Source organism: Phyllobacterium calauticae (assembly GCF_019991125.1).
GTDB classification, from domain to species: Bacteria; Pseudomonadota; Alphaproteobacteria; order Rhizobiales; family Rhizobiaceae; genus Phyllobacterium; species Phyllobacterium calauticae.
Genome location: NZ_JAGENB010000003.1, coordinates 576233 through 594546 on the forward strand (window position 1 = coordinate 576233; position 18314 = coordinate 594546).

Below are 18314 nucleotides of genomic sequence, written 5' to 3' on the forward strand. Positions count from 1 at the left end.
AAGGCCGGTTATGAGCAATGACACAGGTCAACACAGGCGGATAATCGCGGTGCGCCAGCCCTTCAGGCGGCGGCGGATCGGGTCATTTTAGTTTTCTAACGTGCATAAAAGCGTGGAAGGATTGCCACACAAACGCAATAATGCGCAAATATGCGCCAAGTGGAACGAATCAATCCAAGTAGACTATGGCATTCGGGGCGCTGAACACCTAAATACCGGTCTAAAACGAGCCTCTGCGTGAGGCTCTCTGATTTCATGGAACGAGTGTTTGGATGAAGGCTGACTATTACGAAACCCTCGGCGTAGCGAGAGGCGCTGATGAGAAAGAGCTGAAAAGCGCTTTCCGTAAACTGGCGATGCAATATCACCCCGACAAGAATCCGGGCGATGAGAACGCCGAGCACAAATTCAAGGAAATCGGCGAAGCCTATGAAACCTTGAAAGACCCCAACAAGCGCGCGGCCTATGACCGGTTCGGTCACGCGGCGTTTGAAAATGGCGGCATGGGCGGAGGCGGCGGCGGTTTTGGCGGCGCCGGTGGCTTTGCCGATATTTTCGAGGATATTTTTGGCGAGATGATGGGTGGCGGGCGCCAGCGCCGCTCCGGCGGACGCGAGCGCGGTGCCGATCTTCGCTACAACATGGAAATCACGCTGGAAGAGGCCTATGCGGGCAAGACGGCGCAGATTCGCGTGCCGACATCCATCACCTGCGATGAATGTTCCGGCAGCGGCGCCAAGCCGGGCACATCCCCCGTCACCTGCAACACCTGCGGCGGTTCCGGCCGTGTCCGGGCGGCGCAAGGGTTCTTTTCCATCGAGCGGACCTGCCCGACGTGCCATGGCCGCGGTCAGACCATCAAGGATCCCTGCACGAAGTGCTCCGGCCAGGGCCGAATCACCGAGGAGCGTTCGCTCTCGGTCAACATTCCCGCTGGCATCGAAGACGGCACCCGCATCCGGCTGACCGGGGAAGGCGAAGCAGGCGTGCGCGGCGGGCCATCCGGCGATCTCTATATTTTCCTGTCGCTGAAACCGCATGAATTCTTCCAGCGCGATGGATCGGACCTTTACTGCAAGGTGCCGATTTCCATGACCACAGCGGCACTGGGCGGCCAGTTCGAGGTGGCCACGCTTGACGGCACGCAGACACGGGTCAAGATCCCCGAAGGCACGCAGAACGCCAAGCAATTCCGCCTCAAGGGCAAGGGCATGCCGGTTTTGCGCCAGCCCGCCATGGGCGATCTCTATATCCAGATTGCCATCGAGACGCCGCAGAATCTCAACAAGCGCCAGCGCGAGTTGCTGGAAGAGTTCGAGCGCGTGTCGTCCCAGGACAACAGCCCGCAATCGTCAGGCTTTTTTGCCCGCATGAAGGAATTCTTCGAGGGACTCAGCGAGTAAATTTGTTACGGATTTAAGACAACTGGCCTTGCTTCCGCCACGAGTTGCGTCATAAATTTGTCTACCTGCGACGGGAGGATGGGAATGACACGACCACTGGGAAAAAAACTCGCTGAAAAATTCGGCGAGGAGATCCGGTTTTTCAAAGGCTGGATGCATGGACCGAAGGCCGTGGGCTCGATTCTGCCGACCAGTTCCATCACCGCGCGCCGGATGGCCAGCGTCGTCAATCCGCATTCAGGATTGCCGGTACTCGAACTTGGGCCCGGCACCGGCGTGATCACGCGGGCGATTCTCAATCGCGGCGTTGCGCCTGACAATCTGTTCTGCGTCGAATATTCCTCGGATTTCGCCGCGCATCTGCGCGCGGATTTCCCCGGCGTGAACATTATCGAGGGCGACGCGTTCAACCTCGACAAGACGCTCGGCGGCCACAAGGACCAGATGTTTGATTCGGTCGTTTCGGCGGTGCCGCTGCTGAATTTTCCGGTCGGCGACCGGGTGAAGATCATCGAGGACCTGCTGCGCCGCGTGCCGCATGGCCGCCCGATCGTCCAGATCACCTACGGTCCGATGTCGCCGGTTCCCGCCGGCCGCGGCAATTACAAGATCGAACACCTCGATTTCATCATCCGCAATGTCCCGCCCGCCCGCCTGTGGATTTACCGCCGCGCCTGATTTGCCTTTCATTGTCTGACCCACAGAGGGAACCCCATGCTGCCGAAGATCCTCGTTTTCGCAGGTTCGAACCGTACCGGTGCTTTCAGCGGCCAGGTCGCCGATGTCGCCACCCGGACATTGGCAGCGCTGGGCGCCGAGGTGACACGCATAGCCCTCATCGACTACCCGCTGCCGATCATGGATCAGGATCTGGAGAAGGAAAAAGGCATACCGGAGAATGCCATGAAGCTCGGGCGGCTGTTTGCCGCCCATGACGGCATTCTCATTGCGTCGCCGGAATACAATTCGTCGATCCCGCCGCTCTTGAAGAACACCATCGACTGGGTCAGCCGGATTTCGCGCGATGGCGAGAAGCCTTTGCGGCCCTATGCCGGCAAGGTCGTTGCGCTTTGTTCGTCCTCCGACGGCAATTTTGCCGGTATCCGGGGGCTCTACCACCTGCGCTCCGTGCTGATGAATGTTGGAACGCTGATCATCAGCGAACAATGTTCCGTGGCCCATGCCCACGAGGCCTTCGCCAGCGATGGCTCGTTTCACGATGAACGGACTGCACGGACCATGGAACGGGTCTGCCAATCGCTGATCGACCATGCACGGCTGGCAAAATCGCGCTGACAGACGGTTTTTACCCGTCCTTTTGCCGTTGTGATCTTTCCTATCGGGCGCTGGTGTGCCATGGGATGGCGATCAACGGAAAAGGTGGTTTGTCATGATGGAAGCGGCTTTGCGCGATCGCCTCATCGTAGGCCTTGATGTGCCTGACCTGAAGGCGGCGGGCGATATCGTCGGTGCGCTCGGGGATACGGTATCCTTCTACAAAATCGGCTATCAGCTGGCCTTTGCCGGTGGCCTTGGATTTGCCTCGGAACTCGTCCAGTCCGGCAAAAAAGTCTTCCTGGACATGAAGCTCCTCGATATCGACAATACCGTCGCCAAGGGCGTCGAGAATATCGTCAAGATGGGCGTTTCCATGCTGACGCTGCATGCCTACCCCAAGGCCATGAAGGCGGCCGCGGCGGCTGCGCGCGGTTCGGACCTGTGCCTGCTCGGCGTCACGGTCCTCACCTCCATGGACCAGCAGGACATGATCGATGCCGGTTACGAGCACGATCCGCACACGCTGGTACTGATCCGTGCCGAACAGGCCCTGCATGCGGGGATGGGCGGTATCGTCTGTTCGGCGGCCGAAGCCTCCGCCGTGCGCAAGATCGTCGGGCCGGATCTTGCCGTCGTCACGCCGGGTATCCGGCCGAAGGGGGCCGACGTGGGTGACCAGAAGCGGGTGATGACGCCTGCCGATGCGCTGCGCGCCGGCGCGAGCCATCTCGTGGTTGCCCGGCCCATCGTTGCCGCCGGCGATCCCAGGGCTGCGGCACAAGCGATCCTTGCCGAAATGGCGGGCGTCTGATCAAATTCGCCGCGGTCCGGGTGAGTCACCGGACAATGCATGATGTGGAGGATGTATGGCCAAGGGATATTGGATAGCGCGCATCGATGTTCGCGATGCGGAGGGCTATAAGGGTTACATAACGACGGCAAAGCCGGCCTTCGAACGGTTCGGCGCACATTTCCTGGCGCGTGGCGGCACGTTTCATGAACTGGAAGGCACGGCGCGCGGCCGCAATGTGGTGATCGAGTTTCCATCGGTGCAGCATGCCCTCGATTGCTACAACTCAGCGGAATACCAGGCGGCCAAGCTCATCCGGCAGCAATATGCCGACGGCGAAATGGTCATTGTCGAAGGCGCCTGATCTTTACCTGTGCAGCGCGCAATTCATGTTGCGCCTGCACAGGAAATTGTGAACATCTTTCTTTTCACTAATCCGTTTGTTGCATTGCAATATCGATCAAACCGGCTAGGGTCATTCTCCCATCAAGAACATTTTCATCTTTGATGATCATGTTTGTGAGATCGCCGTTGTGTTGATATGATCGGACAGTGGAATGTTTTACCAGCTTTATGAACTCAATCATGCCGCTCTCCAGCCCTACCGGGCCCTGGCGGATGCAACCAAGCTGTTCTACGACAATCCGCTCAATCCCTTTTCGCAGACGATTATCGGCCGATCCATTACGGCGGGCTGCGAGCTGTTCGAACGAACCACGCGCACCTACGGCAAGCCCGTTTTCAATCTTCCAACGACCGTCGTGGACGGCGAGGAAGTGGAAATCCGCGAAAAGATCGTCTGGTCAAAGCCGTTCTGCAACGTGATCCACTTCAAGCGCGCGCTGTCGTCAAAGCGTGCTGCGGACCCGAAGATTCTGGTGGTTGCGCCCATGTCCGGCCACTATGCCACGCTGCTGCGCGGCACCGTCGAAGCCCTGCTGCCCCATGCGGACGTCTACATCACCGATTGGGTCGATGCGCGCACCGTGCCGCTGACCGCAGGCCGTTTCGATCTGGATGACTACATCGATTATGTCATCGACATGTTCCACGCTCTGGGCGAAGACACCCATGTGGTGGCGGTCTGCCAGCCATCAGTCCCGGTTCTCGCCGCCGTGTCGGTCATGGAAGCCAATGGCGACCGGTTTGCGCCGTCCAGCATGACGCTGATGGGCGGACCTATCGATACACGCAAGAACCCGACCGCGGTCAATATCCTGGCCGAGGAGAAGGGCATCGACTGGTTCCGCGACAATGTCATCATGTCGGTGCCATGGCCGCATGCCGGCTTCATGCGCGACGTCTATCCCGGCTTCCTGCAGCTTTCCGGTTTCATGAGCATGAATCTTGACCGCCACATCACGGCGCACAAGGAATTCTTCATGCACCTGGTCAAGGAAGATGGCGATTCCGCCGACAAGCACCGTGAGTTCTACGATGAATATCTGGCGGTGATGGATCTGACTGCGGAATTCTATCTGCAGACGGTCGATACGGTTTTTGTCCGCCACGCCCTGCCCAAGGGTGAGATGACCCACCGGGGCAAGCTGGTCGATCCCGCGTCGATCCGCATCGTCGCGCTGCTGACGGTCGAGGGCGAGAACGATGACATTTCCGGTGTCGGGCAGACCAAGGCCGCCCAAACGCTGTGTGTGAACATCCCTGACGCCATGCGCATGCATCATCTGCAGGCCAAGGTCGGCCATTACGGCGTGTTCAACGGATCGCGTTTCCGTGCTGAAATTGCACCACGTATCGTCCAATTCGTTAACGACCATGCGCAGGCCAACCGCAAGAGCAATGTCACCCCGATCGGTAAACGCGCACGCAGCTGAACACGCCGTCCAATTATCAGACAGCCATGCCGGAAGACTGAATCTTCCGGCAGTTTTCTTTCGCGCTTCAATAAAACGCAATGAATTCAAATCGCTACTGACATGGCCGCGTACCTTCCGCAGGCGGTCAGCAAGGGCATTATCGCCCTGTGGTTGTGAGCTGCCGCCGCGTACAACCTTCAAATTTTCGTCAAAATCTAGGAAGTTCAAATTTTAACCATATATTAACAATGGCGGGATCGTGGCGCCATTGTGATTGACTCATATCCCTCCCGGCCATTAACGTTTTGTTAACGAAGGCTGGTTGGGTTCGGAGTAAAGCATGTTCGGAGCGGTAAAGATTTTGAGGTCGATGGGGGTCGCTGCGGCACTTTTCGCTGGCGCACTCATCGCAAATTCCGCCTCCGCAGCTGAAGCTTTCATGCAGACCGGCGGTCTGACATCCCAGCCGATCGGCCATTACGAATTCTGCAAGCGCCTGCCGGATGAGTGCTCGATCCGCAGCCGCAATGTTGCGCCGGCCAAGATGACTCGTGATTTCTGGGAGCTGATCGTCAACGTCAACAGCCACGTGAACCAGACGGTCAAGCCATTGACGGACATGGAAATTTACGGCGTCGAGGAATATTGGGGCTATCCCGACAAGGTCGGCAATGTCGGCGATTGCGAAGACTATGTCCTGGAAAAGCGCCGTGAACTGATGCAGGCGGGCGTTTCCCCGGCTGATCTGCTGATCACGGTTGTGCGCAAGCCCGATGGCGAAGGCCATGCGGTTCTGACGGTGCGCACCGACACCGGCGATTTCATCCTCGACAACCTTGCCGACAGCGTCAAGAACTGGTCCGAAACCGGGTACACCTACCTGAAGCGCCAGGCCACCAACAACACCGGCCGCTGGGTCAGCATCGAAGCCCCAAGCAATATTCTGGTCGGGTCGGTTCACTAAACCACCACCAAGGCAATCAAGACATGCCGGACCACCAAGGTCCGGCATTTGCTTTTGTACATTTCACGCCGCCTCGTTGGCTGCGTCCTGTGCCATCCGGTAGGAAATAGCCTCAGCCACGTGAATGCGCCCGACGGCTTCGGCCCCGTCAAGGTCGGCCAATGTCCGCGCCACCTTGAGAATCCGGTGATAGCCGCGCGCGGAAAAGCGCATCTGTTCGGCAGCCTGCTGCAGCAGTGCCTGGCCGGGCTTGTCTGGCCGCGAAACCTCCTTGATCAACGCCGCGGGGCAATGGGCGTTCACCGTCACGGCGGGCGATCCCATTTGTTCGTAGCGGCGTCTCTGCAGGTCCCGGGCGCGGGCAACGCGCAGTGCGACCGATGCGCTGCTTTCGGCAACGGGGCGGCGGATGAGATCGGCGGCGCTGACGGCGGGAACGTCGATGCGAAGGTCGATGCGGTCAAGCAGCGGGCCCGAAATGCGGGCCTGGTAATCCTGGCGGCAGCGTACCCCCCGGGCGCAGCGGTGTCCCGGTTCTCCGGCCATGCCGCAGCGGCAGGGGTTCATGGCGGCCACGAGCTGGATTTGCGCCGGATAGGAAATACGGTGATTGGCGCGGGCGATCACGCATTCTCCGCTTTCCAGCGGCTGGCGCAGGGAGTCGAGCACATGGGGCGTGAATTCGGGAAATTCATCCAGAAACAGCACGCCGCGATGGGCGAGGGAGACTTCACCGGGGCGGGCGCGCATGCCGCCGCCGACCATCGCCGCCATGGAGGCGGAATGGTGTGGCGCCCGGAACGGCCGCCGGTCGGTGAGCCTGCCGCCCGGCAATTCGCCAGCAACCGAAGCAATCATCGACACCTCGAGCAGTTCGTGCGGCAGCAGCGGCGGCAGGATGGACGGAAGCCGCTGCGCGAGCATGGACTTTCCCGAACCGGGAGGTCCAATCATGAGAAGGTTATGACCCCCTGCCGCCGCGACTTCGAGTGCGCGCCTGGCGCTTTCCTGTCCCCTGATATCGCTCAGATCCGGTAGATCCGTTGCATTGGTCTGCAGGCACGGTTCAGGGCGCGACAGCACCTGATGGCCGCGAAAATGATTGGCGAGGCTGATCAGGCTGCGCGGCGCCAGAATATCGATCTGCGCGCCCGCCCAGGCAGCCTCGGGCCCGCAGGGGGCGGGGCAGATCAGGCCGCGCTCCTGCCGGTTGGCGGAGATCGCGGCGGGAAGAACCCCGGCCACATGGGTGATCGTGCCGTCGAGCGACAGTTCCCCGAGAACGATGTAGGCTTCCAATGCATCAGCCGGAATGGCGCCAAGCCCCGCCATCAGGCCCAAGGCGATCGGCAGGTCATAATGGCTGCCTTCCTTGGGCAGGTCCGCCGGTGCGAGGTTGACGGTGACCTTCTTGGGCGGCAGGGACAGGCCGGAGGCATGCAGCGCTGCCTGCACGCGTTCGCGGCTTTCGGCCACTGCCTTGTCGGGCAGGCCCACAATATGGATTCCCATTTTGCCGGGGGCGATCATCACCTGCACATCGACAGGCTGGGCCTCAATGCCCTGAAATGCGACGGTGCGCACGCGGGTGACCATCAATCGTTCCTAAAATACCGCATCTAAAAAATGAACAGTGCCAATAACGGCACCTCATCATAATTTGTGCGGCATGACAAGAACGTTAGGAGAACGGCCGCATCGCACCGGGGATGGAATTCGGCGCAACGCGGTTCAGCCGGGGACCATCAGCCCCATTTCATCTCGCCTTTGGCGACCTTGGCGCCCAGTTCAAGCGATGAGACATCGAGCAGGTCGGGGTAGTGCGCCTTCATGGCGGAGATCAGCTCGCCGCTGGTCTTGGCTTTCCCGGCTTCCGTGTTGAACGTCTCGAGATAGTTCCGGGTGAATTTTACCGCCGCCGGTCCCTGCGGGGCACCGGCAACCTGATGCGACGGCACGACGATCCGGGGATTGCGCGCCGCCATTTCGTCAAGCGCGGCAATCCACTTGTTCCGGTCTTCCACGGCCGGCTCGTCCGCAACCCAGACATGGACGCCTGATGAAACCAGTACACCGCCGAAAACCGCTTCAAGCCCGGGCACCCAGAGATAGCGGCGATCCTTCATATCCTTGATGGTGACGATCTCGATCCTGTTTCCCTCCAGGTCGAGCGAAGACAGGTCTGAGGCTTCCGGAATGACGACATCCGCCAGCACCTTCGGTCCATTGTCCTTGAGCTGCGGCCCCCAGACGTCGAGCTTGCCCTGTACGTTGCCCTTGATGGCGTCCACGGTGGCGTGCGCCGCAAGGACTTTTGCCTTGGGGAAGGCATCGACGATGGGACGCAGGCCAAAATAGTAATCGGGGTCGCTGCAGCTGATGTAAATCGTTGTCAGGGTCTTGCCGGTCGCCTTGATCGCATCGGCAACCGCGCGTCCATCGGAGAGTGTAAACCCGCCATCGAGCAGGATCGCTTCCTTCTCGCCGGTCAGGAGCACGGGGGTGCGGCGAAAGCCGTTCTCATCCGCCTGGAAATAGGTCCATGCCAGCGTGGAAGCGGCCCTGGCCGCAATGGCGCTGAGCGGCTGCAGGGCCGCCACCGCACCGGCTGCCAGAAGGGATTTCATCGTATCGCGTCGTGTCAGAAGGGTTCGCACGTCTCGGTCCTCGCTCGGTTTCTCACTGTGGGGCATATAGTGACATGGACGGGTTTCTTGAAAAATCCCGATCAAAATGACAGACTGTATGATTATTTCGTATAATAAGGCGTGTCATGCCCACGGTCAGTTTCAACAGGTTTATCTATTTCGTCACCGTGGTGGATATGGGATCGTTCACCGCCGCCGCCGACCGGTTGGGCGTCGCCAAGGCCGTCGTCAGCCACCAGGTGTCGAAGCTGGAGGAAGAGCTGGGCACGGCGCTCTTGATCCGCACGACACGGCGGCTGCGGACGACGGAGGCGGGGCGGCGCTTCTACGAACGTTGCATCATCGTCCTGCGCGAGGCCGAAAACGCGATCGAGGAGGTGTCGTCCGAGACCGGAACACCTGTCGGGACCCTGATGCTGACAGCGCCGCTGGATTATGGCGCAAAGGTTGTGGCGCCGGCTCTGGCGCTTTATCTTCAGCGCCATCCGCAGATGCAGGCCGATCTCACCTTCACCGATGTCAAATTCGATCTGGTCGACAATGAGCTTGATCTCTCGATCCGTGTCGGCTGGCTGGAGGATTCCAGCGCGCAGGCCCGGCGGATCGGCACGTTCGAGCAGCATCTCGTCTGTTCGCCCGCCTATGCCGGGCAGATCGGTCGCGTTGCGCATCCCGGCGCGCTCGAAGCGGCGAAATGGATCGCCAACGGGGCGCTGAAGGAACCATTGCGCTGGCTGTTTGCAAAAGGCGATGAAAAGGCGGTTGTGACGGGCAAGTCCGTTGTCAGCGCCAATGGCACGGAGGCAAGCTATGTCTGCGTCCTCGCCGGGATCGGGCTCGCCGTCATGCCGGACTACCAGGTGGTGCAGGATATTGCGGCCGGCCGGCTCGTGCGCCTGCTGCCCGGCTGGTCATTGCCGGCGGGCGGCATTCATGCGGTCTATCCGCCGGCCAAATACAGGCCGGCGCGCGTGCGCGCCTTTGTCGATATCCTTGAGGCGATGGAACGGGAACGGCGCAGTTAGCGCCGCTTGGCCTCGACAGCGTCCCAGAACAGCGCGGCGATATCGGCGCCGCCGAAGCGCTTGACTTCGCGTATGCCCGTCGGCGAGGTCACGTTGATCTCGGTCATGTAGTCGCCGATGACATCGATGCCGACGAGAATGAAGCCGCGCTCCCGCAGGGAAGGGCCGATGTGCGCGCAGATTTCGCGCTCGCGTTCCGTCAGTTCGGTCTTCTCGGCCCGCCCGCCCACATGCATGTTGGAGCGCGCATCGCTTTCCGACGGCACGCGGTTGATCGCACCGACCGGCTCGCCGTCGATCAGGATGATGCGCTTGTCACCGGCCCGCACATCCTTGAGATAGCGCTGTGCAATGATCGGCTCGCGGAACATCTGGCCGAACATTTCCAGCAGCGATGTCAGGTTGCGGTCGCCATCGGCGAGATGGAACACGCCGGCGCCGCCATTGCCGTAGAGTGGCTTGAGGATGATGTCGCCGAACTCCTTGCGGAACGCCACGATCTCCTGCGGATCCTTGGTGATCAGCGTATCGGGCATGAGGTCGGGGAATTCGGTGACGAAGATTTTTTCCGGGCTGTTGCGCACCCACGCCGGATCGTTGACGACAAGCGTTTTTGGATGGATGCGCTCGAGCAGATGCGTTGTCGTGATGTAGTTCATGTCAAAGGGCGGGTCCTGCCGGAGCAGCACTACATCCATCTCGGACAGGTCGCGGGAAACCGGTTCACCCAGGGTGAAGTGGTCGCCTTCCACATCGCGGACCTGCAGTTCTTCCACCCGCGCGCGAACGATGCCGTCGCGCATGCTGAGCCGGTCCGGCGTGTAGTGATAGAGCGCGTGGCCGCGGGCTTGCGCCTCGAGGCACAGGGCAAAGCTCGTATCGCCTGCGATGCGGATCGAATTGATATGGTCCATCTGGACCGCGACTTTCAATGCCATGGAACGTCCCCCGACAGGATTAGGAGTGCTGACATGGCGATGTCACGTTCAATGGTCAAGGTCAATCCTGCACCGCGATCAAGATATTGTAGAGGGCAGAATGTCGCGAAGAGGACGCATCCCTGCCTTCCGGCGGGGATGCGCGGGAAGGTATCAGAGCTTGGCCATGCAGATATTGGTATGGCCCGCGCCAACGAAACCCAGACGGTTTGCAGCGCCCTTGGAAAGATCGAGCACACGGCCCTTGATGAAGGGGCCGCGATCGTTGATGCGCACGACGATCGACTTGCCGTTGCGCTGATTGGTAACCTTCACCTTGGAACCGAAAGGCAGGGTGCGGTGCGCGGCGGTGAGAGCGGAGGGGTTCATGCGCTCGCCGGAAGCCGTCTTGGAATGAAGCGCGTACCAGGAGGCACCGCCACAGGCAGAACCGGCGTTCGCCGAAACGATACCAAACATCAGAAGAAGCATGGTTGCAGTAAGTACCTTACGGATACTTGCAATGGAGACCATATTGAAATTCGCACTTTAAAACGGCCCGCGGCAGGTACTGCCAGACTGAAGACGCACGCATAAGAATGATCATGGGCAAGTAGATCATCACGTGAGTGAGTGATCCATTCTATTTTGGGTAAATGTGTCCTCGAGGTGGCCCGAAAGGGAAATATCGGTGAGCAAATCCCGCAAGATCAGCCAAGTCATTCAAAAAATTTGTCTTATTATGACTCAAAACGTGATCAAGGATGCTTGCATCCGTGGAACTATTGCCGCCGTTCCCTTTGAAATATGGCGGTAATGTGATCAATACTGAACGAAAGCCTAAACGAAGACTCTGAAATCCCCGGTTTCGGGCCAAATGTGTTAAGCGGAATTAACGATTGAAAATGAAAAACCCCGGCACGTGCATGCCGGGGTTTGCCTGGATATCGGCGCTTGATCGGAATTCAGGCGAGGGCCCCGGCATCCAGCGCGTGGATGATGCCGCGCAGTTCGGCCAGGCCGCGCAGGCGGCCGATGGCGGGATAACCCGGCGTGACCTCCTTCGTCAGGTCGTCCAGCATGCGGTGACCGTGATCTGAGCGGAAGATGATGCTGCCGGACCGGTCGCGTTTGCGGTCTTCGGCCAGCAATTCCTTCAGCACGGCGACCATGTCCACATCGCCTTCCAGATGCGCTGCCTCATGGAAGCTGCGGCCGTCGCCTTCCCGGGTGGTGGCGCGCAGGTGGGAGAAGTGGATGCGCGAGGCAAAGCGGCGGGCGATTGCAGGCAGATCATTGTCGGTCCGAACGCCAAGGCTTCCCGTGCAGAAGCACATGCCGTTGGCTGGGGAAGGAACGGCGTCGAACAGGGCGGCATAATCGGCCTCCGTCGAGGCAATGCGCGGCAGGCCGAAAAGCGGACGGGGCGGATCATCCGGATGCAGTGTCAGCTTGACGCCGAGATCGTCAGCCACGGGCGTGACAGCTTCGAGGAATTCGATCAGATGCTGGCGCAGTTTGCCGGCGTCGATGCCGGAATAGGCTTCGAGCTTGTCGCGGAAGGCGGGGATGGTCAGCGGCTCGGTTGTCGAGCCGGGCAGCGCGCTGGCGATATTGCGGGTGAGGTCGGCGATTTCCTGTCCGCTCATCCCGGCGTAGAGCGCCGCCGCGATAGCGCGGTCCTCCTGCGAATAGGCCGCTTCCGCATTCGTGCGCTGCAGGATGTGCAGGTCGAACACGGCAAAGGTGTTGTGGTCGAAGCGCATCGCGGTCGAACCGGTCGGCGTGACATAATCGAGGTCGGTGCGGCACCAGTCGACAACGGGCATGAAATTGTAGCAGATGACACGGATGTCATTGGCTGCGAGCGCTTCCATGCTGGCAATCCAGGCGGCGATTTCGTGTTTCGCCGCACCGCCGAGGCGTTTGACCGCGTCGGGAATCGGAATGCTCTCGACCACCGACCAGGTCAGGGGAATACGCCCGGCGGGGGTGGTTTCGATGAGCGACTTGCGTTCATGCACCTGTTTTTCGGTCCAGGCCTGACCGATCGGTACCTCGTGCAGCGCCGATACGATATCGGTCGCCCCGGCCTGGCGCACATTGTCCAGCGTAACGCCGGCTTTTGGCCCAAACCATCTCCATGCCTGACGCATTCAGTCCTCCGTCATTTCGTGTAATCGCCGGGTTCAGACGAATGAGCCCGGGTGGCTTTTTCTCAGTTCATCAATATCAGGAATGACGGCATTCAAATGCTGCTTCATTGCCGCGCAGGCGGCCGGTACGTCATGCATTTCGATGGCATTGCGGATGATCCTGTGCTCGGCAAGCACGTGCTCCATGCGGCCGAGGGCTGGCAGCGTCATGCGGCGGGCACGGTCGATCTGCACTTTCACCGGCTTCAGATAGTGCCAGATGCCGGGATGGCCGGCGATACCGGCAATCGCCTCGTGAAAGGCCTCGTCGGCTTCGTGGAAGGCACTCATGTTCTGCCGGTCGGCAAAAAACTGCTGGCGGGCCAGAATCTCGTCCAGCCATTCCACATCCTTGGCGGTGGCAACCGCCGCAGCCCGCTCGACGGTCGCGCCTTCCAGCGCCTGCCGGATGACCACGGCCTCCGGGATCAGCGCAACCGGGATGCGGGCAACAAAGGTGCCTGACTGCGGAAAGACATCGACCAGCCCGTCTTCCACCAGCCGGATCAGCGCTTCGCGAACCGGGGTGCGGCTGACGCCAAAGCGTTCCGTCAAAACTTTTTCGTTGAGGGCGGTGCCGGGGGTCATCTGCATGGAAACGATGGCGGCATGCAGTTCGCGGTAAATCGCCGTGGCTGTCGTCATGCGTCCGGCTGGGGCGCCGCGTGTGCCGGATTTGGCGAAACGCGCCGCATTGTCTCGTGCTGAGGCGATGGGTTCAGCCGGTGTCGCCACGGCCAAACTTTTTTCTCCCCGGTTCTGTGCTGCCATTCCAGCGCTCCATTTCCTGTGTCGCGGATGAATCCACCGTCATGAATGGTAGAATTCCGCGCGAAATCATAGTGCCAAAGCCGCGAATGAAACGATTTCAGGGCACATCGATCCAGTTGACATACTAATATATTATTATTTACTCTTCGCCAAGATCGCAAAAGCCGAATGTTCACAAGACACTCAAGGCGGCTCGCGCGGTGCGAAAAGCGCCTCGACAGGGGCAATTTCACGGCTTCGGCTCCGGTACACGCAGCGTGTGGTGTATCGGCCGGTGCGGAAGATGACAGCAAGGACCGACGATGCCTCTCCACCCAGATCGACTTTTCCCCATCGAAGCCGATGCCCGTTCCATCGCGCGGCGGCTTTTTTCGAACGTCGAGCGCCTGCCGATCATTTCGCCGCACGGCCACACGGACCCGCTGTGGTACGCCCATGACGAGGCCTTTCCCGACCCGGCCAGTCTCTTCGTCAAGCCCGACCATTATATTTTCCGCATGCTGTATTCTCAAGGTGTCAAGCTCGAGGATCTGGGTGTGCCGCGTCACGATGGCGGGCCTGTCGAAACTGACGGCCGCACGATCTGGCGGCTGTTTGCCAAACACTGGTACCTGTTTCGCGGCACGCCGTCGCGCCTGTGGTTCGAGCATGCCATGGAAACGGTTTTCGGCATCACGGAGCGGTTGAACGAAGGCAATGCCGACCTGCTCTATGACCGTATTGCCGACAAGCTCGGCGACCCCGCGATGCGCCCGCGCGCACTCTACAAGCAGTTCGGCATCGAGGTCATCTCGACGACCGATGCGGCGACGGATGACCTCGCGGCCCACGATATCATCCGAAAGTCGGGCTGGGACGGGCGTGTCATTCCCGCCTACCGGCCCGATGCGGTGATCGATGCGTCGCGGGCGGATTTCCGCACGAATGTGGAAAGGCTCATAGCGCTTGCCGGCACGTCGCTGAACTACAAGGGGTATCTCGAAGCGCACCGCAACCGGCGTGCCTATTTCAAGGCGCGCGGCGCCACCTCAAGCGATCACGGCCATCCCAGCGCGCGCACTGTCGATCTGCCCGTCACTGACGCCGCGGCGCTGTTCGAGCGGGTCCTGCGCCCCGATGTTTCCGATGCGGATGCCGATCTGTTCCGCGCCCAGATGCTGACCGAAATGGCGCGCATGAGCATTGATGACGGGCTGGTCATGCAGCTGCATCCGGGCTCCTTCCGCAACCACAATGCCAGGGTTTTCGCCGGTTTCGGTCCTGACAAGGGGGCGGATATTCCGCGCTCGACCGGCTATGTCGAAGAGCTGAAACCGCTGCTCGACGCGTTCGGCAACAATCCGCAACTGACCCTTATTCTCTTCACACTGGATGAGACCAGCTACAGCCGTGAACTGGCGCCGCTTGCCGGGCACTATCCCGCCCTGCGGCTCGGACCGGCATGGTGGTTCCATGACAGCCCGGAAGGCATGCGCCGCTTCCGCGAACTGACCACCGAGACGGCCGGGTTCTACAACACCGTCGGGTTCAACGATGACACGCGGGCCTATCTCTCCATTCCCGCCCGGCACGACATGGCCCGCCGGGTGGATTGCGCTTATCTTGCACGGCTTGTCGCCGATCACCGACTGGACGAGGATGAGGCGCACACGATTGCCCACGACCTGAGCTACCGGCTGGCCAAACAAGCCTACCGTCTTTGAAACAGAACAGACGAGATCGCCCAATGGCTCACGCCGACCAGACCTATCTTTCCCCCGCCAGCCTGCCGCAGCTTGCCAGCGGCGTTGCAACTCCGGCCTATGATCGCAGCGCGGTTGAAACCGGCATTGTGCATCTGGGCATCGGTGCCTTTCACCGCGCCCATCAGGCCGTCTATACGGACAGTGTGCTTGCATCGGGGGATACCCGGTGGGGCATTCTGGGAGCGTCGCTGCGCAGCGCCGATACGCGCGACGCACTGCAGCCCCAGGGCGGGCTCTATACGGTGGCCGTGCGCGATGGCGGCGGCAGCAGCTATCGTGTGATCGGCAGCATCGGGGATGTGCTGGTCGCGCCGGAAAATCCGCAAGCCCTGCTGGAAGCCATGAGCAGTCCGGCGGTGCGGATCGTCTCGCTGACGATCACGGAAAAGGGCTATTGCTACTCCCCCGCCTCCGCCTCGCTCGATGAGAATCATCCAGATATCGTCCATGACCTTGCCCATCCCGCGACGCCGCGCTCGGCCATCGGCTTTATCGTCGAGGCCCTGGCCCGGCGCCGCGCCAGCGGCACCGCACCCTTCACGCTTCTGTCCTGCGACAACCTTCCGGCCAACGGGCAGACGCTGAAGCGGGTGGTCACGCGCTTAGCTGCATTGCGGGATGCGGAGCTCGGCGCCTTCATTGGGGATAGCGTGGCCTTTCCCTCGACGATGGTCGACCGGATCGTGCCCGCCACGACCGATGCGGACCGCGATGCTGTCGCCCGGGACACCGGGCTTGCCGACCGCTGGCCGATCATGACGGAACCGTTCAGCCAATGGGTGGTGGAGGATCATTTTCCATCCGGGCGCCCGGCCTGGGAAAAGGCGGGTGTCACCTTCGTTACCGATGTCGACGCGTTCGAACTGATGAAACTGCGCCTGCTCAATGGCAGCCATTCGACGCTGGCCTATCTCGGCTATCTCGCCGGCCATGAAACCGTATCCGACGCCATGGCGGGGGAAGGTTTTGCCGCGCTGATCGAACAAATGATGGATGAGGAGATCACCCCGACGCTGCCGGGGCTGCCCGGCTTCGACCTTGACGCCTACAAGAAGCAGCTGCGCGAGCGCTTCCGCAATCCGGCGCTGCGGCACCGGACATGGCAGATCGCCATGGACGGGTCGCAAAAGCTGCCGCAGCGGCTGCTCAACACCATTCGCGTGCGGCTGCGGGAGAATGCCCCCTTTGACCGGCTGGCGCTGGGTGTTGCCGGCTGGATGCGCTATGCGACCGGAACCGATGAGCGGGGCAATCCGATCGATGTGCGCGACCCGCTGGCCGGCGAATTCAAGGCCCGCACTGCCGGCAAGACATCGGCACCGGCTCTTTTGCAGGCCTATCTCGGCATGGAGCAGATTTTCGGCAGCGATCTGCCCGAAAGCACGGCGTTTTGCCAAGCCGTCGGCAGGGCTTTGACGGAATTGATGGATGAGGGCGCGGCCCGGACGGTGGCCGGGTTTTGCGGCGGGGCGAAAGCGCTTGCTATCTGAAACTGATAGATTAATATATCAAGTGACAAAATGAGTGGCTGGAGGATGGCCACCGATCGCTAAACCGGGAACAATTGGGAGGAAGACAATGATCCGCATCACGCGCAGGCAAGCCATTGGCGGTTTGGCCGTTCTGGCAACGCTACCGGCAACACGTCTCTTTGCACAGGGGAAACTGGCATTGCCGACATCCCCGGTGACGCTCAATGTTGCCGACGTCGCGGGCAATCTCGCCCTGACGCAGAAGGCCATCGAGAACTATGCGGCTGCCAAGCCCAACCTCGTTTCCAAGATCACCTTCACCAAGGCGCCTGCGCCGGAACTTCCGGGGAAGCTGAAGGCGCAGCAGGCGGCCAACCGGCTCGATATCGATCTTGTGCTGACCGGAACCGACGCCCTGTCCGCCGGACTGGAGCAGGATCTGTGGGTCAAGCTGCTGCCGGATCATTCCGCATCGCTGCCCGATCTGAAGGCTATCTATCAGGAGCCCGCACACCGCATGCTGGCGCTGGGCAAGGATCACGGCGTCGTCGTGACCTATTATCCCTCCGGGCCGCTGCTTGAATACATGCCGGACCGGGTGAAGAAGGTCCCAACGACCGTCGAGGAGCTTCTGGCCTGGGCCAAGGAAAATCCGAACAAGTTCCTCTATGCCCGTCCGGCCAATTCCGGTCCGGGACGAACTTTCCTGATGGGGCTGCCCTATCTGCTCGGTGACAGCAATCCGCATGATCCGGTCAAGGGCTGGGACAAGACCTGGGCCTATCTGAAGGAGCTGCACAAATATATCGAGTATTACCCGACCGGCACCGGCGCGCTGATGAAGGAACTCGGCGAAGGCACGCGCGACATGACGGTCTCCACCACCGGCTGGGACATCAATCCACGCGTGCTCGGCGTGGTGCCGAAGGAAGCTGCCGTCGCACCGCTGAAGGGTTTCCATTGGGTTGCCGATGCGCATTACATGTGCGTGCCGAAGGGCATTGCCGAGGAAAAGCTTGCCGTGCTGCTCGACCTCATGAGCTTCCTGCTCACGCCGGAACAGCAGGCCTATACCTACGATCAGGGTTATTTCTACCCGGGTCCCGCAGTCAAGGATGTGCCGCTTTCCATGGCGCCGAAGGAAAGCCAGGATGCCTTGGCCGAATTCGGCCGCAAGGAATATGCCGACTGGATTGCCAACAACCCGATCGAGGTTCCGCTCGATCCCGCCGCCATGGTTGTCGCCTTCCGCCGCTGGGACGAAGAAGTCGCCGGCAAGAAGTCCTGAT

The 18314-nt window shown here is 60.7% G+C and carries 17 protein-coding genes; 11 read left to right on the plus strand and 6 right to left on the minus strand.

Annotated features, from left to right (window positions below):
- Positions 1 to 272 precede the first annotated feature (272 nt).
- The 7 genes from dnaJ (at position 273) to J1W56_RS14735 (ending at position 6252) form a co-directional block, all read left to right on the plus strand.
- Positions 273 to 1403 carry a molecular chaperone DnaJ gene (gene dnaJ, locus J1W56_RS14705; RefSeq protein WP_223613999.1) on the plus strand — a complete coding sequence of 377 codons (1131 nt, stop codon included), beginning with the start codon at positions 273 to 275 and terminating at the stop codon, positions 1401 to 1403.
- A gap of 84 nt (positions 1404 to 1487) precedes the next feature.
- Complete coding sequence (pmtA, locus tag J1W56_RS14710) at positions 1488 to 2081, plus strand: phospholipid N-methyltransferase PmtA (protein ID WP_105734089.1); 594 nt, start codon at positions 1488 to 1490, stop codon at positions 2079 to 2081.
- 36 nt (positions 2082 to 2117) lie between these two features.
- On the plus strand, positions 2118 to 2699 hold the full coding sequence (locus J1W56_RS14715) for an NADPH-dependent FMN reductase (protein ID WP_223614000.1): 582 nt from the start codon (positions 2118 to 2120) through the stop codon (positions 2697 to 2699).
- A gap of 97 nt (positions 2700 to 2796) precedes the next feature.
- Positions 2797 to 3492, plus strand: coding sequence for an orotidine-5'-phosphate decarboxylase (gene pyrF / locus J1W56_RS14720; protein WP_223614145.1), 696 nt, complete (start codon positions 2797 to 2799; stop codon positions 3490 to 3492).
- A 55-nt stretch (positions 3493 to 3547) separates the two neighbouring features.
- Complete coding sequence (locus J1W56_RS14725; RefSeq protein WP_223614001.1) at positions 3548 to 3835, plus strand: DUF1330 domain-containing protein; 288 nt, start codon at positions 3548 to 3550, stop codon at positions 3833 to 3835.
- Positions 3836 to 4028: 193 nt separating this feature from the next.
- Positions 4029 to 5306, plus strand: a complete 1278-nt coding sequence (locus tag J1W56_RS14730; protein ID WP_223614002.1) for a polyhydroxyalkanoate depolymerase — start codon at positions 4029 to 4031, stop codon at positions 5304 to 5306.
- 322 nt (positions 5307 to 5628) lie between these two features.
- Positions 5629 to 6252: a transglutaminase-like cysteine peptidase gene (locus J1W56_RS14735; RefSeq protein WP_223614003.1), complete on the plus strand. Its 624-nt coding sequence runs from the start codon at positions 5629 to 5631 to the stop codon at positions 6250 to 6252.
- A gap of 63 nt (positions 6253 to 6315) precedes the next feature.
- On the opposite strand, the gene J1W56_RS14740 is transcribed toward J1W56_RS14735, so the two are convergent.
- Positions 6316 to 7848, minus strand: a complete 1533-nt coding sequence (locus tag J1W56_RS14740; RefSeq protein ID WP_223614004.1) for a YifB family Mg chelatase-like AAA ATPase — start codon at positions 7846 to 7848, stop codon at positions 6316 to 6318.
- A gap of 149 nt (positions 7849 to 7997) precedes the next feature.
- Entirely contained in the window at positions 7998 to 8879 is an 882-nt protein-coding gene (locus tag J1W56_RS14745; protein ID WP_223614146.1) for an MBL fold metallo-hydrolase, read from the minus strand.
- A gap of 146 nt (positions 8880 to 9025) precedes the next feature.
- Between J1W56_RS14745 and J1W56_RS14750 the strand changes: the two genes are divergently transcribed.
- The gene (locus J1W56_RS14750) at positions 9026 to 9925 is read left to right on the plus strand and encodes a LysR substrate-binding domain-containing protein (RefSeq protein ID WP_223614005.1); all 900 of its coding nucleotides are present in this window, start codon (positions 9026 to 9028) and stop codon (positions 9923 to 9925) included.
- Here J1W56_RS14750 and gshB read toward each other — a convergent pair.
- From gshB to J1W56_RS14770, 4 genes are all read right to left on the minus strand, one after another.
- Positions 9922 to 10863, minus strand: a complete 942-nt coding sequence (gene gshB / locus J1W56_RS14755; protein WP_223614006.1) for a glutathione synthase — start codon at positions 10861 to 10863, stop codon at positions 9922 to 9924. The two genes, J1W56_RS14750 and gshB, sit on opposite strands and share 4 nt — an antisense overlap.
- Positions 10864 to 11016: 153 nt before the next feature.
- Positions 11017 to 11334: a septal ring lytic transglycosylase RlpA family protein gene (locus tag J1W56_RS14760; protein ID WP_199537995.1), complete on the minus strand. Its 318-nt coding sequence runs from the start codon at positions 11332 to 11334 to the stop codon at positions 11017 to 11019.
- Positions 11335 to 11807: 473 nt separating this feature from the next.
- Positions 11808 to 12998, minus strand: a complete 1191-nt coding sequence (gene uxuA / locus J1W56_RS14765; protein WP_223614007.1) for a mannonate dehydratase — start codon at positions 12996 to 12998, stop codon at positions 11808 to 11810.
- Positions 12999 to 13031: 33 nt separating this feature from the next.
- Positions 13032 to 13808, minus strand: coding sequence for a GntR family transcriptional regulator (locus tag J1W56_RS14770; RefSeq protein ID WP_319025549.1), 777 nt, complete (start codon positions 13806 to 13808; stop codon positions 13032 to 13034).
- Positions 13809 to 14110: 302 nt separating this feature from the next.
- Between J1W56_RS14770 and uxaC the strand changes: the two genes are divergently transcribed.
- The 3 genes from uxaC (at position 14111) to J1W56_RS14785 (ending at position 18313) form a co-directional block, all read left to right on the plus strand.
- On the plus strand, positions 14111 to 15511 hold the full coding sequence (gene uxaC, locus J1W56_RS14775) for a glucuronate isomerase (RefSeq protein ID WP_223614008.1): 1401 nt from the start codon (positions 14111 to 14113) through the stop codon (positions 15509 to 15511).
- 23 nt (positions 15512 to 15534) lie between these two features.
- Complete coding sequence (locus J1W56_RS14780; RefSeq protein WP_223614009.1) at positions 15535 to 17043, plus strand: mannitol dehydrogenase family protein; 1509 nt, start codon at positions 15535 to 15537, stop codon at positions 17041 to 17043.
- 91 nt (positions 17044 to 17134) lie between these two features.
- On the plus strand, positions 17135 to 18313 hold the full coding sequence (locus J1W56_RS14785) for an ABC transporter substrate-binding protein (protein WP_223614147.1): 1179 nt from the start codon (positions 17135 to 17137) through the stop codon (positions 18311 to 18313).
- Position 18314: the final 1 nt, after the last annotated feature.